Consider the following 13,525-nt stretch of genomic DNA (forward strand, 5'->3'; position numbering starts at 1 on the left):
CCCCGACCACGCCCCGACCACGCCCCGACCTCTCAGCCGACGTACACGCCTGACTCAGCGTGCGCACAGGCTCGGGCGCGAGGTTGGAGCCCATGCATGAGACAGCCCGGATTCTGGTCGTGGACGACGACCCCGCGGTGCGCGACACGCTCTCCAGAACCCTGAGATCCGAGGGGTACGCGGTCGACACCGCCCAGGACGGCCTGGAAGCCCTGGACCGTCTCGGACAGGACCCGCCCGATCTGGTGCTGCTCGATGTGATGATGCCCGGCCTGGACGGGCTGACGGTCGCCCGCCGCATCCGGGCCGGCGGCGACACCGTGCCGATCATGATGGTGACCGCGCGGGACTCGATCGGCGACCGGATCGTCGGCCTCGACAACGGCGCCGACGACTATCTGACGAAGCCCTTCGCGGGCGAGGAGCTCCTGGCCCGGGTGCGCGCCCTGCTGCGCCGCGGCGCCCATCGCCCCGTGCCCTCCCCCGCCCTCGCCCCTGTCCTCGTACCGGCGGCCGGTGCCGCGCCGCAGCCGCCCTCCCGCCTGTCCTTCGAGGACGTGATGCTGGACCCGGGCACCCGCCAGGTCACCCGGGCCGGGCGGCTGCTGGAACTCACCAAGACCGAGTACGCGCTGCTGAAGCTGTTCCTCACCCGCCCCCGCCAGGTGCTCACCCGGGCGGTGATCCTGCGCGATGTGTGGGGGTTCGACTTCGAGCCGGCCTCCAACACCCTGGACGTGTATGTGATGTACCTGCGGCGCAAGACGGAGGCGGGCGGCGAGCCGCGGCTGCTGCACACGGTGCGGGGGGTCGGCTATGTGCTGCGCGCCCTGGTGGGGGAGTAGCGCCGGATGCCGGATGCCGAACGCCGGGCGGGCTGGATGGTTCTCATCCAGCCCGCCCGGCGTTCGGCGTGGTGTCAGCTCCCCGCGAGCGGGGCGGGGAACTGCCCCGTGTCGGTGGGTTCCGCGAGTCCCGTGCCGTTTTGCGAGCCGTGCAGCCGCGCGTACGCCCCGTCCAGGGCCAGCAGCTCCCGGTGTGTACCCGTCTCCACCACCCGCCCGTGGTCGAGGACGAGGACGCGGTCGGCGTCCGGGGCCAGGTTCAGATCGTGCGTGATCATGATCGTCGTACGGTTGGACATCAGCCGCCTCAGCGGCCTGACCACCCGCCGCGCGGCCAGCGCGTCGAGCCCGGTGGTGGGCTCGTCCAGGACCAGGACGGGCGCGTCCCGCAGCATCGCGCGGGCGATCGCCACGCGCTGGAGCTGGCCGCCGGACAGCCGCGCGGTGTGCGGGTCGATGCGGGTGTCGTAGCCCTCGGGCAGGGCGGTGATGAAGTCGTGGGCCGCCGCGTCGCGGGCCGCCTGGACGATCTCGTGGTCCGTGGCCCCCGGCCGGCCGCAGGCGATGTTCTCGCGGATGGTGTCGTGCAGGATGAGCGTCTGCTGCGGCAGGAGCGTGACGTTCTCGCGCAGGAAGGTGAGGGGCATGGTGTGCAGCGGCACCCCGTCCAGGCGTACGGAGCCCTCGGCGGGGTCGTAGAAGCGCAGCAGCAGCTTCGAGACGGTCGACTTGCCCGCCCCGCTCGCGCCGGTGATCAGCACGAACTCCCCCGGCCGGGCCGTGAGCGAGACCGCGGCCAGGGTGCGCTTCCCGGCGCCCGGGTAGCGGAAGCCGACCCCGGTGAACTCCACCGTGCCGTGCACCCGCCAGGGTGCGACGGCCGCTCCCGGCGGCGGGTCGGCCACGGCGGGCTCGGCGTCGAGGATGTCCAGCAGCCGCTCGGCGCCCGCGGTGGCGGCGGTGAGGGTGAGGCCGAGCTGGCCGAGGTTGCGGATCGGCGGGTAGAGGTAGCCGAGGAAGGCGGCGAACGCCAGCAGCTGTCCGATGGTCATCCGGTCCTGGGAGATCTCCCAGGCGCCGAGCCCGATGACGGCGAGGACGCACAGCGTCTCGATGACCTCGACCAGCTGCTCGTACAGCTCGCTCATCCGCGCCCCGGCCACCGACGCGCGCATCCAGGCGCGCGCCTCCCGTCGCAGCCGCTTCTCCTCGGCGGCCTTCCGGTTATAGGCCTGGGTCAGCACGATGTTGCCCAGCGACTCCTCGACGACCGAGGTGATCGCGCCGTCGGCGACACGCTCCTCGCGCGCCACGGTCTTGATCCGCCCGGAGAAGCGCCGGGCCGCCAGCCAGAACAACGGCGCCAGCACAAAGGTGGCCAGCGCCAGATCCCAGCGCAGCCAGAAGGCGGCGGCGGCGAAGAAGACCGTGCTGAACAGGGCGGACACGGTGCCCACGACGCCGGAGACCACCATCTGCTCGATGGCCTCGACGTCCCCGGTGAGGCGCTCGACCAGATCGCCCTGGCGGTGGCGCTGGAAGAAGTGCGGCGGCAGGTCCTGGACATGGCCGAAGACGCGGGCGCGCAGGCGCAGCACGAAGCGCTCCGCGGTCCACACCGCGAGCGAGTTGCCGGTGTATCCGACCGCCGCGCCGATGACCGCCACGGCGAACCACTGCCCGGCGGGGGACCAGAAGGCGCTGAGCGAGCCCTCTTGGAGGGCGTGGTCGGTCAGGTCGGAGAACAGCAGGATCGCGGCCGTCTCGGCGAGCGCGGCGGCCACCACGCAGGCGCAGATCAGCACCAGCCAGCGGCGGTCGCCCCGGGTCAGCGGCCAGAAGCGGCGGAAGGCCTGGCGCGCGGGCAGCTGGGGGGTGGTCTGCTCCGTCGGCTCGTCCTCGCCCGCGCCGCCCTCGTAGGCGTACGGCTCGGCGTGGTCGGCGTGGCGGCCGTACGGGCGGGGCCGCCCGGAGCGCCGGTGGCGGCCGCGCCCGGGGGCGGGCTCGGCGCCGACCGCCCGCAGCTGCATCGTCGGCTGGTCCGGCGGTTGTCCTGAGGGTCGTCCTGAGGGTCGTACTGGGGGTCGTACGGGGGGCACTGTCGAGGTCACTGTCTCTTCCGCTCCTGGCGTCGGCCGGCTTCCGGGCCGGCTAGCCGGCCCGCCTCGGCCGTGCCGGGGCCGGACATGGCCGAGGCGGGCCCGTGGCACAGTGCCGCGGGCCCGCCTCCGGTATGTGGGTCAGCCACCGATCGGGCGCCGGTGCTGGTGCTTCTTGTGCTTCTTGGGCGCCGGCTTCGCGGGCTGGTGCTTCTTGTCCTCGGGCTTGCGGGCGGGCTTGACCGGAACGACCTTGCGAATGCTCATGGTGATTTCCTTTCGGGTTTTTCTTTTTCGGTGTCTCGCCGTTCGGCTTCGACACGGAAAACATTAGGAGGGGTTTCCGTGAGCGGGATCGGAGGAGCCTGTGTGTTTGCCAAGACCCGCATGAATGAATTCTCAGGCGATTCCTGGAACCGTGGGCCGGACGGCTGCGTCCACGCGTGTACGCGCACGTCGAAGGGGCCGGTGGCGTGTGCCACCGGCCCCTTCCGTGACCTGTCCCGACCTGGGTTCAGATCGGCCCTGCCTGCGCTCAGCCCTCGATCGGGCGGCGCGGGGGCTTCTTCGGGCCCTTCTTCGGCTTCGGCAGCGGCTTCGGGAGCGGCTTGCGCGAGTGCTTGGGCTTGGGCAGCGGGGCGACCTTCTTGAAGCTCATTTCAATTTCCTTTCCCATGTTCCTCTTCCGCACCTGTCCGGCGCGACAAGAAAGACACTACCGAGGAATTCGGCAACGGAAAGCCAAATGCGATGAGACCTGGTTAAGGAAACAATGAGCTTCCTTCATGTGCCGTTTGAGAATCCTCATCGAGGATCAGCGGTCCGCCCGGCGGGCGGTGCCCACGGCCAGCCCGGAGCCCGTCAGGTCGGCCCGGATGCCCTCGCGTTCGACGGTGATGTTCCGCAGCCGCAGGCCCTTGGCCTGCTTGGGGAGGTGGAAGGAGAACGCGACCCGCTCCGACAGCTCCCGAACCGGCAGCCGCATCAGGGCCCGGGCCGCCACCGGGTCGACGCCCGCCCCCTCCAGCGCCTCGGGGTGGTCCGAGACCAGGTCCACGAGGTTGGCCCGCATCAGCCTGTCCGTGAACCCCGGCCGTTCCATGATCCGGCTCAGCGCCTTGTCGTCCCGCAGCGCCAGGCGGGTGGCCTCGGGCGTGACGCCGAGCTGCCGCGCCACCGACTCCACCTCGAGCAGCGCCCGCGCCTTCGTCCTGTCGCGGCTGATCCGTTCCGCCGCCTCCGAGTGCAGCCGCAGCCGGGCGGGCCGTCCGGGCCGGTAGGTGGCGATGCCGGGGACGTCGAGCCACATGCCGCTGACGCTGGTGGCGACCCCGCGGTCGCCGTCCCGCCGGAGGTGCGCCAGGGCGTGGATGCGCACCTGCCATCCGGCCACGGGCAGCTCGCCGGCCGCCCGCACCGCGTTGCCGTCCAGCGCGCTGAACCGCACGTGCGAGGCGCCTATGTCGCGCTCCAGGTCGTCGAAGGAGAGCAGTACGTCCCCGTCGACCTGGGCCGCCCTGGCCCCGTCGACGGGCAGCGGCAGGTCCCCGAACAGGCGAATGTCCGTGGCCTCGGCCCGTATCTTGGCGAGCGACACCTGGTCGGCCGGTACGTCCCGGAGGGTGACGTCCACCCCGTCCAGGCGCTTGCCCAGCACCTGGGTGAGGAACGGGAACCCGTGGATGTTCACCTCGGGCGCCGCCGCCAGCCCGAGCTTCCGCTGGAGCGTCTGCTCCGCCCGCTGCTCGGCGTACAGCACGGCGCAGCGGTCCACGAGCACCAGCAGCGCGGCGCCCAGCAGCAGCCCGATGGCCACCTTTCTGGCGCGCGGTACGCGGGCGAACCCCCGGTGCACCTTTCGCTCCGGGGCCGGGTGGTCGCTTTGGGGGGATTGGCTGGACTGCGGTGAGAACATGCGCACGGGGGATCGCATCACTCCATCCCAACACGCACGCCCGGCTTGAACGCAAGCTCTGCCGGAGGTTCGTGGCGAACAGCACGGAGCCGCCGGCGTCAGTCCGGGCCCGCGTCGTCGGGCGTGCCGTGCGCCAACTCCGCCAGCACGTCGAGCGCGTGGGAGAGGGTGTCCGTGGGCGGTGAGGAGAGGGCGAGCCGTACGGCGTTGGGCGCGTGGCCCGGCCCGACGGCGAACGCCCCGGCCGACGACATCGCCGAGTCGGTGCACTGGGCGACCTCGCAGCCGGCGCACGTCAACATCAACACCATCGAGCTGATGCCCGTCGCCCAGAGCTTCGCGGCGTTCCAGGTGCAGAGGGCCTGAGGGCCTGAACGGGCGGGGCGAGTAGCGTGTCGTCCATGGCCCGTTCCAGCCCCACCCGTCGGCTCGTCGTCGGCGCCGACACCTACCTGTGGTCGGTGCGCCACCTCCACGAAGGCGGCAAGCGGCCGGACATCTCGACCTGCCGGGAAACCCTGTCCCTCCGCCGGGAAGGCAGCAGCGGCCGCCTGGTGCTCGCCTTCCACGAGCCCCCGGGCATCGGCCCCACGAGCACGGTCGGTGACCCCGACCGCGGCGGCTGGCTGAACCTCCACGAGCCGGGCGTGGTCCGCGCCTTCCTCGACGCGGCCCTCGCCCAGGGCTGGCAGCCCGGCGCGAAGTCGGGACAGGAGATCGACGGCTGGACCCTCTTCCCCGAGGCGCTGCGCGCCCGCCGCGCCCAGAGCGACGGCGGGGCGGGCACCCCCTAGCTGCCGCCGTCGCTGCCGGGGGCCGGGAGTTGGGCTTCGAGTCCGGCGAGGAGGGCGCGAAGGCCGCGTTCGAGGGTCTGCTCGGGGGCGGCGGCGTAGTCGGCGGCGTACGGCTCCGCCAGGCGCGCGCGAAGGCGGGGGAACTCCTGGGCGACCTCCGCCGCCTTGGCCATGGTGGCCCCGATGAGTTCCTGCGCGTCCTGGCCGTCCCGGGTCAGGCGCCGGTTGAGGGAGACCATGGCCGCTCCGCCGAGCGCGTTGCCGAGTACGTAGGTGAAAACGGCCGCGGCGACCTGGTCGGCGTCGCCGGGGGCGAACCCGGCCCGCTCGTACAGGGCGAGGCAGTGGTCGTCGTACCGTGCCTTGCCCGGGCCGTGGAAGAGGTACGAGCCGAATGCCTGCACCAGCCACGGGTGGCGCTCGAACATGGCGTGCAGATCGACGGCGAGTGACACGGCCGCGGAGCGCCAGTCGGCCGCGTCCGGTTCCGGCAGCCCGATCTCGTGCCAGACCAGGTCTCCGGCCAGCAGGACGAGATCGTCCTTGTTCTTGACATGCCAGTAGACCGCCGTGGCCGCGCTGTCCAGGCGCTTGCCGAGGCTGCGCATGTTCAGGCCCTCGAGGCCTTCCTCGTCGAGCAGTTCGACGGCGGTGCGAACGATCTGATCGCGGGTGAGCGTGTTGCGTGGCATGGGCCCACGATAGGGCGGCCCCGGTCTCTTGCACAAAGTTCAGGAACCTTCTTGCACTTAGTTCAAGTCCCTGGCTAATCTGTACTTGCACTTAGTTCAAGAACTTGGGCGCCGAGACCGGCGCACCGTCCCGAGGGGGAACCAGCCATGAACGCCTTCATCGCCGCCCTACAGCTGTCCGTCGCCGGCGCCTTCGTCAGCATCCCGGTCGTCCGGGCCCGCTTCGGGGCGATCGCCACCTCCGCCGCCAAGGCCGAGCTGAACCGTCAGGGCGTGCGCACCACCGTGCTGGAGGAGAACGGGATGCGCTTCGACGCCGGCGGCCACGAGACCTGGGCTCCGGTGTCCATCGCCGCGGTCCTGGCCGCCGCCGCGGTGCTGAACCTCATCGGCAACTCCTGGGCCGGAATGCTCAGCTGGATCGTTCTGGGCCTGGTCCTGGCCATCAACTGCGTGATCCTCTACAGCAACCTGACCGCCACCGCCTCGGTCCAGGCCGCCTTCGCCCGCAAGGGCGACCCGGAGCTGGCCCGCATCGACGTCGCCGCCTTGCTGAAATCCGCGGAGTCCGGCTTCCCCCGCTGGGTCTGGGTCCTCCAGAACGCCCGCCACGTCATCGTCTTCGGCGCCGGCGGCCTCGCCCTCGCCGCCCTCGCCCTCGTCTGACCCCGCCTCGTGACCCCCCCCGTGATCCCACCCCGGTGCCCGCCCCGCCGCGCGAAAAGCGATGGTGGGGCGGGCTTTCAGGGGTGAGGATGCCGCCATGAACAAGAAGCGGCTCACGTATATACCGGCTCCGGAGGGCGTCGCACCCGGGACGGGCTACACCAACGTCGTCATGGGCTCCGGCCGCCTGGTCGCGGTGTCCGGGCAGGTGGCGTTCGACGCGCAGGGCGAGCTCGTCGGCGCGGGCGACCCCGCGGCGCAGGCCCGGCAGGTCTTCGAGAACCTGCGTCGCTGCCTGGCGGCGGCGGGCGCCACCTTCGACGACGTCATCAAGCTCACCTACTACGTCACCGACGTGGCCCACCTGCCCGCGATCCGGACCGTACGCGACACCTTCGTCGACATGGCGCACCCGCCCGCCAGCTCCGCCGTCCAGGTCGCGGCCCTGTTCCGCCCCGAACTGGTCCTGGAGGTCGAAGCCTTCGCGCTCGTGGCCGAGCCGCCAGCGGGCTCAGGGCTCAGGTGAGGGCGGCGACCAGCAGGGCGAAGGCGGCGATGATCACGGCGACGCGGACGTAGTGGTAGCGGTCCCAGCGGTTCATCTGCTCCTTCCAGTCCTCGGGCCGGTTCTCGGGGGTCCACGTCTTGCCCTGGTTGTTGATCGGGACGAGCAGCAGGATCGACATGATCACGCTGAGGATCAGCAGCGCGCCGGCGGTGACGACGAGGCCGGCGCCGTGGTGGTGCCATCCGGCGACGGCCCAGACCGCGACGAGGACGAGCGAGCCGATGTACCAGAAGGGCATCACGGCGCCGAGCATCCGGCCCCCGTGGGCGCGGCCGAGTTGGCCACTGTCCTCGGGGAGTGCGTTGAAGATCCGGTTCATGACGAAGGCGACGGAGAACTCCACCCCCACCATCACTCCGACGACCACGGTGGTGAAGACCTCGAGCGCGTCGAGCATGACGACCCCTCCTGGGATCTAGCGTTGATAGCTGATGTGGCAACGCTAGTACTACCGCAGCTTGATTGTCTAGCGGTGCTAGGATCGAATCATGTCGGTACAGGAACGCAAGCAGCGCGAACGGGTGGAGCGTGAGCGCCTCATCGTGGCGACGGCCCGCGAACTCGCCGAGCAGCAGGGCTGGGACGCGGTCACCACCCGCCGGCTCGCCGAGCGCATCGAATACAGCCAGCCCGTCCTCTACAGCCACTTCCGCGGCAAACGGGAGATCATCGGCGCCGTCGCCCTCGAAGGCGCCGCCGAATTGGCGGGGGCCGTGCGGGCCGCGACCGCCGCCGCGGACGGCCCGCGCGCGCGGGTCGCCGCCCTCGCCCGCGCCTACCTCGACTTCGCCGAACGCAACCCGGCGGTCTACGACGCCATATTCCAGCTCGACGGCGGCCTGGCGTACGCACAGGAGGACACCCCGGAACCTCTCAAGGACGCCTTCGCCGCCCTGCTGGAGACCCTCGACGAGGTCGCCGGGGACGGCGTCCACCCGGGGCTGTTCACCGAGACGTTCTGGGCGGCCCTGCACGGGCTGGCGACCCTGACCCGGACGGGACGGCTGCCGCCGGAGGACGCCGAGTGGAGGACGGAGCTGCTGGTGGACCGGCTCGCCATGCTCTGACGCATCGCAGCCCCGGCGGGCACGCAGCCGGGGCCGCGATGCTCATCGATCACGACCCGATACGCGCCCTAGACGGCCGCCCGCCAGCCCAGCGCCGGGCCCAGCCGGGTGGCGATGTCGGTGAGGATCTGCACGTAGTCGTCGTGCTCGAAGGTGAACGGCAGCGCGAACGCCACCTCGTCGACCTCCCGGAACCCGGCGTGCGCGTAGAGCCGTTCGGCGATCTCGGCCGAGGTCCCGACCAGATCGGGCGCGAACATCATCCGCGCCGGCCCCTGCGGCGCGGCGGTGCGAGGCGTCCGCTTCCGGGCGTACGCCTCGTACTTCGCCCGCTGCTCCGGCGACGCGGTGTCCGTCGGGATGACGACGAGCCCCTGGGACACGCGGGCGCGGTCGCCGTCGGGGTGGTGGGCGCGGAAGGCCCGGATGTGCGACAGCTGGATCTCGGCGAAGTCCTCGGACTCCTCCGCCTTGACGACGCTGCTGGTCAGGAAGTTCATTCCGTGCTCACCGGCCCACTTCGCCGACCGCAGGCTCCCGCCGCCGTACCACAGGCGGCGGCCCAGGCCGGGGGAGTGCGGCTGGACCCGATTGGAGAAGGCCTCGAAGCCCTCCACGCCGCTGAAGCCGGTGGCCGGTTCGCCGCGCACGAAGCCCAGCAGCCGCCGTACGCGCTCGAAGCTGAAGTCCTCGCTGTCGGCGGTGTCGGGATACAGGGCTCCCTTGACCCCGTCGTAGCGCATCGGCGGACCGACGCTGACCCCGGGGTTGAGGCGGCCCCCGGACAGGAGGTCGACCGTCGCCAGGTCCTCGGCGAGCCGGAGCGGGTTCTCCCAGCCGAGCGGGATGACGGCCGTGCCCAGCTCGATGCGGCTGGTGCGCTGCGAGGCCGCGGCCAGGACGGCGACGGGGGAGGAGATGCCGTACTGGAGATGGCGGTGGCGCACCCACGCGCTGTCGAACCCCAGCCGCTCGCCCAGCTCGATGATCTCGAGGGTGGACTCATGGCCCCGGCGGGGGTCGGCCTCGTCGAACAGCCCGATGGTCAAGAAGCCCAGCTTCCGCAACGGCTCCGAGGTCAGCGGCACAGGGCCCTCCATCGTCCGCGGTGTGCTCTGCCGTACACCGACGCCGTCCCGATTCTCGCAGCCGGTTGTTGCACGGGCCTGTCTAAAACATGTCCGGGCCCGCCGGGGACGCGGTGGCGGTCAGGTCGGCGAGCAGCCGCAGCGCCGCCTCGGACGGTGAGCCGGGCTCGGCGTTCATCACGGCCACCCGCTGCCCGTCGTCCTCCGGGAGCGCCAGCAACTCGCACATCAGCGTCATGGTGCCCACCACCGGGTGGCGGTAGGTACGGGTGGCGGTACCGCAGTCGCCCACCGTGTGCGCGACCCACAGCGTGGCGAACTCCGTGCTGCCCACGGTCAGTTCGCCGATCAGCCCGGTCAGCGCGGGGTCGCCCGGGTATCGCCCGGCGATCAACCGCAGGTCGGCGACGGTGGCGCGGGCCTTGCGGATCCAGTCGGCGTACAGCTCGCGCGTGTGTGGGTCGAGGAACAGCATCCGGGCGATGTTGGGGCGCTCGGCGGGGCGGTTCGGCGAGTCGAAGTCGAGGTGTCCGGCCATCAGGGCGTGGGCCATCGGGTTCCACGCGAGGACGTCACAGAAGCGCCCCATGACCAGCGCGGGCACATCCCCGAACGACTCGATCATCACGCGCACCCCCGACCGCACCCGCTCCGGCCTCGCCGCCCGGCGGCGGGCCCGCGGCTTCGGCCGGGCCAGCGAGTACAGATGCGTGCGCTCCGCCTCGTCCAGCCGCAGCACACGGGCGACCGCGTCCAGCACGGCGTCCGAGGCGTTGGGGCTCTGCCCCTGTTCGAGCCGCGTGTAGTAGCCGGCGCTCACCCCGGCGAGCTGCGCCAGCTCCTCACGCCGCAGCCCGGGCACCCGGCGGCGCCCCCCGTACGAGGGAAGCCCCGCGTCCTCGGGCCGCAGCCGCGCCCGCCGCGACCGCAGGAACTCCCCCAGCTCCTCACGCGTGTCCATACGCCCCAGTCTCGTGGACCCGCGCCCGCGGTGCCTGCACCTGTCAGGTGTAGTCACCACAGGTGTATCCCCGGCAGGGGCCTGGGTACGGCCCGCCGCCCCCCGCAGTCTGAGCGGGTGAAGATTCTTGTGATCGGCGCGACGGGAACCATCGGCGGCGCGGTCGCCGACGCGTTGGCGGAGCGCCACGAGGTGGTGCGCGCCTCGCGCCGCGGCCCGGTACGCGTGGACATGGCGGACACCGCGTCGATCGACGCCCTGTTCGCGGCCGTCGGGGACGACCACCTGGACGCGGTGGTGTGCTGCGCCGCGAGCGGGGGCCTCACCCCGCTGGACGCGGCGTCGGACGACCGGTTCTGGAGCGGGCTCGACGGCAAGCTGATCGGGCAGGTCACCCTCGTACGGCGAGCGCTCGCCCATGTACGGGACGGCGGCTCCGTGACCCTCACCAGCGGGCGGTTCACCGAGCCCATGCCCGGCAGCTCGCTCGGCTACCTGGTCAACGCGGGCCTGGAGGCGTTCGTGTACGCGGCCGCCACGGAGATGCCGCGCGGCATCCGCCTCAACGCGGTCAGCCCCGGCTGGGTCCGCGAAACCCTCGTCACCCTGGGCATGGACCCGTCCACCGGCACCCCGGCGGCGGACGTCGCCCGCGTTTACGTGGACGCGGTGGAGGGCGACGCCCATGGTGGGAAACTTTCTGTGCCGAGGATCGGAGGGACGGTTGCTGGAGGATTCCGGAGCGCCGCGGCACGCGTGGCGGATTGAGAGCCGGGAGTACGCCCGGCAGGAGCAGCGTCGTGGCCGCCGGTTCGCCTTCACACACCTGGTCCCGGCCCGCACCGCGCTTGTCGTCGTCGACATGGTGCCGTTCTTCGTGTCGGAGAATCCGTACTGCCGCGGCATCGTCCCGAACATCGCCCGCCTCGCCGACGCTCTTCGTACGGCCGGCGGCACCGTCGCCTGGGTCCTGCCGGAAGTGGGCGAACGGACGGCGGTGGCCGACGAGTTCCTCGGCCCCGAGGTGGCCGAGTCGTACCGCACCTCCGGGGGCACCGGGCCGCCGGCCGAGCGGCTGTGGCGGGACTTCACCGTGCAGCCCGGCGATCTCCTGGTGGAGAAGTCCGCTGCCAGCGCGTTCTTCCCGGGGCGCTGCCCCCTGCCGGAGCTGTTGAAGGACCGCCGGATCGACACCGTCCTGATCACCGGCACTGTCACCAACGTGTGCTGCGAGTCATCCGCGCGCGATGCCGGCACGCTCGGCTTCCGGGTCATCATGGTCGCCGACGCGAACGCGGCACGCCGGGATGAGGACCACAACGCCACCCTGTACACGATCTATCGGTCGTTCGGCGACGTCCGGCCCACGTCTGAGGTGCTGGACCTGATCCATTCCCAGCCACGGTCGTGTTAGCGGGATGTTAGTGGGGCGGCAGTGGTGCGGTAGTGGGCCCGGTCAGAGTTGTTGTCGTACCGAGCAGACGACGACACCAACCGCCCCTGGGGGACCCGAAATGCGCTCCAACACCACTGCCCGCATCGCCCGCCGCCGCTCCTTCCGCGTCGCCGCCGCGGTCCTGACCGCGGCCGCCGCGCTGACCCTGACGGCCTGCAACGGTGACGCGAAGTCCGCGGGTCCGGCTGACACGGCCCCGGCCGGGTCCAGCAGTTCTTCCGGTGGTGCGCAGGGTTCCGACGCGAAGGGCAAGGGTGGCGAGCAGGCGGCCGCCGAGGGTGGCGGCAGGGCGCACGCGGGTGTCGAGCGGTGCCGGACCGAGAACCTGGAGGCCGCGTTCGCCACGGGTGAGGACGCGCTCCCGGTGCCGGAGGAGGACGGGGGCTCGACGACCGCCTCGATCGTGCTGATCAACAAGAGCACCAGCTCCTGCCGGATCGGCGGTTTCCCGGGTGTGGATCTGACCTCGATCAACGGCGGCGAGCGCTGGTCGCTGGCCCGGTCCTCGGAGAAGTGGAACTCCTTTGAGCTGGAGGGCGGCCAGAGCACCTCGTTCACCCTCAACCTCGCCTTCACCAACGAGGAAGAGGGCTTCTACCAGCCGGCCTGGGTCGAGATCACCCCGCCCAACGAGACCAAGTCCCTCAAGATCGAGTGGCCCTGGGAGAACGACTCCCTCGTCGACCAGCGCGGCGCCACCCGCCCCGCCACCTTCGTCAACCCCATCGGCTGACCAGCCCACATCCGTGCCATCAAGGTCCGCTGCTCCGGTGCGCCACACCAGGGCAGCGGACTTATTGCTGCCGGCCGCACCAGTTCAAGCGACTCCGCATCGTCGCTGCTCAGTCTCGGAAGGGCTGCTTCACCCAGCCCTGGTCCCAGTTGGATACCTGGTGGGTGCTCCCGCGAAGCTCCTGGAAGTACCACTGCCCGTCGCGCTTCACGAACCGGTCGGTGTAGTCGACCGTGAGGATCACGGCGTCCTGCACGTCGGCGTCGTCCGTGTGCGCGATGGTGCACAGGCACAGAAGCCGGAAGTCACCGGTCGCTGACAGGCCGTCCTCGGCGAGTTCGACCTGCGGGTTGATGATGTAGTGCTGGGCCCACGGGATCTTCTTCGGGAGGTTCTTGAAGTGTTCAGCGATCTCGGCGTGGCCGGTGCTGCTGCCTCCCTCGCCGTCGACCACCCAGCGGCCGTCGGGCGTGAAGAGGGATGCGATGCCCTGGGCGTCGTAGGAGTTGTCGCAGTGGGCGGCGTACCGGTACTTCAGTTGCTCGACGGCGCGAGCGTCTTCGAGCCGGTTCAGGCGGGCCTCAAGCGCGGCCAGGGCCCGGAGGGCTTCGTTGGCATCAGACATGCCACCGAGGCTAAAC

Annotated in this window: 18 protein-coding genes; 8 read left to right on the top strand and 10 right to left on the bottom strand. The window is 71.4% G+C overall.

Translation table 11 applies throughout. From position 1 onward, the window contains the following. Positions 1-92: 92 nt before the first annotated feature. Entirely contained in the window at positions 93-845 is a 753-nt protein-coding gene (locus tag ABTY62_RS35315) for a response regulator transcription factor (protein ID WP_352133487.1), read from the top strand. 74 nt (positions 846-919) lie between these two features. Here the strand turns inward: ABTY62_RS35315 and ABTY62_RS35320 are convergent, their stop codons facing one another. From ABTY62_RS35320 to ABTY62_RS35340, 5 genes are all read right to left on the bottom strand, one after another. Then, the gene (locus ABTY62_RS35320; RefSeq protein WP_352133488.1) at positions 920-2,875 is read right to left on the bottom strand and encodes an ABC transporter ATP-binding protein; all 1,956 of its coding nucleotides are present in this window, start codon (positions 2,873-2,875) and stop codon (positions 920-922) included. A gap of 210 nt (positions 2,876-3,085) precedes the next feature. Beyond that, entirely contained in the window at positions 3,086-3,211 is a 126-nt protein-coding gene (locus tag ABTY62_RS35325) for a hypothetical protein (RefSeq protein ID WP_311724559.1), read from the bottom strand. Positions 3,212-3,479: 268 nt separating this feature from the next. Beyond that, a complete protein-coding gene (locus tag ABTY62_RS35330) occupies positions 3,480-3,602 on the bottom strand; it encodes a hypothetical protein (RefSeq protein WP_311724558.1) in 123 nt (40 codons plus the stop codon). A gap of 156 nt (positions 3,603-3,758) precedes the next feature. Next, positions 3,759-4,799: an LmeA family phospholipid-binding protein gene (locus ABTY62_RS35335; protein ID WP_352133489.1), complete on the bottom strand. Its 1,041-nt coding sequence runs from the start codon at positions 4,797-4,799 to the stop codon at positions 3,759-3,761. Between the two features lie 158 nt (positions 4,800-4,957). Continuing rightward, entirely contained in the window at positions 4,958-5,161 is a 204-nt protein-coding gene (locus ABTY62_RS35340) for a hypothetical protein (RefSeq protein WP_352133490.1), read from the bottom strand. Positions 5,162-5,260: 99 nt separating this feature from the next. On the opposite strand from ABTY62_RS35340, the gene ABTY62_RS35345 reads away from it, so the two are divergent. Continuing rightward, complete coding sequence (locus ABTY62_RS35345; RefSeq protein WP_352133491.1) at positions 5,261-5,653, top strand: hypothetical protein; 393 nt, start codon at positions 5,261-5,263, stop codon at positions 5,651-5,653. Here the strand turns inward: ABTY62_RS35345 and ABTY62_RS35350 are convergent. Further along, complete coding sequence (locus ABTY62_RS35350; protein WP_352133492.1) at positions 5,650-6,345, bottom strand: TetR/AcrR family transcriptional regulator; 696 nt, start codon at positions 6,343-6,345, stop codon at positions 5,650-5,652. The two genes, ABTY62_RS35345 and ABTY62_RS35350, sit on opposite strands and share 4 nt — an antisense overlap. Before the next feature lie 147 nt (positions 6,346-6,492). Here ABTY62_RS35350 and ABTY62_RS35355 point away from each other — a divergent pair, with 147 nt between their 5' ends. Beyond that, the gene (locus ABTY62_RS35355; RefSeq protein WP_352133493.1) at positions 6,493-7,011 is read left to right on the top strand and encodes a hypothetical protein; all 519 of its coding nucleotides are present in this window, start codon (positions 6,493-6,495) and stop codon (positions 7,009-7,011) included. Between the two features lie 97 nt (positions 7,012-7,108). Then, entirely contained in the window at positions 7,109-7,537 is a 429-nt protein-coding gene (locus ABTY62_RS35360; RefSeq protein WP_352133494.1) for a RidA family protein, read from the top strand. On the opposite strand, the gene ABTY62_RS35365 is transcribed toward ABTY62_RS35360, so the two are convergent. After that, complete coding sequence (locus ABTY62_RS35365) at positions 7,530-7,976, bottom strand: anthrone oxygenase family protein (protein WP_352133495.1); 447 nt, start codon at positions 7,974-7,976, stop codon at positions 7,530-7,532. The genes ABTY62_RS35360 and ABTY62_RS35365 overlap by 8 nt on opposite strands. 91 nt (positions 7,977-8,067) lie before the next feature. Here ABTY62_RS35365 and ABTY62_RS35370 point away from each other — a divergent pair, with 91 nt between their 5' ends. Beyond that, positions 8,068-8,646, top strand: a complete 579-nt coding sequence (locus ABTY62_RS35370; RefSeq protein ID WP_352133496.1) for a TetR/AcrR family transcriptional regulator — start codon at positions 8,068-8,070, stop codon at positions 8,644-8,646. A 68-nt stretch (positions 8,647-8,714) separates the two neighbouring features. Here ABTY62_RS35370 and ABTY62_RS35375 read toward each other — a convergent pair whose 3' ends face one another. Together ABTY62_RS35375 and ABTY62_RS35380 are read right to left on the bottom strand one after the other, a co-directional pair. Next, a complete protein-coding gene (locus ABTY62_RS35375; protein ID WP_352133497.1) occupies positions 8,715-9,734 on the bottom strand; it encodes an LLM class flavin-dependent oxidoreductase in 1,020 nt (339 codons plus the stop codon). Positions 9,735-9,816: 82 nt separating this feature from the next. Beyond that, complete coding sequence (locus tag ABTY62_RS35380; protein WP_352133498.1) at positions 9,817-10,695, bottom strand: helix-turn-helix transcriptional regulator; 879 nt, start codon at positions 10,693-10,695, stop codon at positions 9,817-9,819. Positions 10,696-10,812: 117 nt separating this feature from the next. Between ABTY62_RS35380 and ABTY62_RS35385 the strand changes: the two genes are divergently transcribed. The 3 genes from ABTY62_RS35385 to ABTY62_RS35395 all read left to right on the top strand — a co-directional run bounded on the left by ABTY62_RS35385 (position 10,813) and on the right by ABTY62_RS35395 (position 12,884). Further along, positions 10,813-11,463 (top strand): short chain dehydrogenase, encoded by a 651-nt coding sequence (locus tag ABTY62_RS35385; RefSeq protein ID WP_352133499.1) that lies wholly within the window; start codon positions 10,813-10,815, stop codon positions 11,461-11,463. Further along, positions 11,420-12,109, top strand: coding sequence for an isochorismatase family protein (locus ABTY62_RS35390; protein ID WP_352133500.1), 690 nt, complete (start codon positions 11,420-11,422; stop codon positions 12,107-12,109). The genes ABTY62_RS35385 and ABTY62_RS35390 overlap by 44 nt, the downstream gene beginning before the upstream one ends. A 100-nt stretch (positions 12,110-12,209) precedes the next feature. Further along, positions 12,210-12,884 carry a DUF4232 domain-containing protein gene (locus ABTY62_RS35395; protein ID WP_352133501.1) on the top strand — a complete coding sequence of 225 codons (675 nt, stop codon included), beginning with the start codon at positions 12,210-12,212 and terminating at the stop codon, positions 12,882-12,884. Positions 12,885-12,993: 109 nt separating this feature from the next. Here the strand turns inward: ABTY62_RS35395 and ABTY62_RS35400 are convergent, their stop codons facing one another. Continuing rightward, entirely contained in the window at positions 12,994-13,509 is a 516-nt protein-coding gene (locus ABTY62_RS35400) for a nuclear transport factor 2 family protein (protein ID WP_352133502.1), read from the bottom strand. Positions 13,510-13,525: the final 16 nt, after the last annotated feature.

The sequence above is a fragment of the Streptomyces sp. NPDC097640 genome, from assembly GCF_040302705.1.
Classification (GTDB): domain Bacteria; phylum Actinomycetota; class Actinomycetes; order Streptomycetales; family Streptomycetaceae; genus Streptomyces.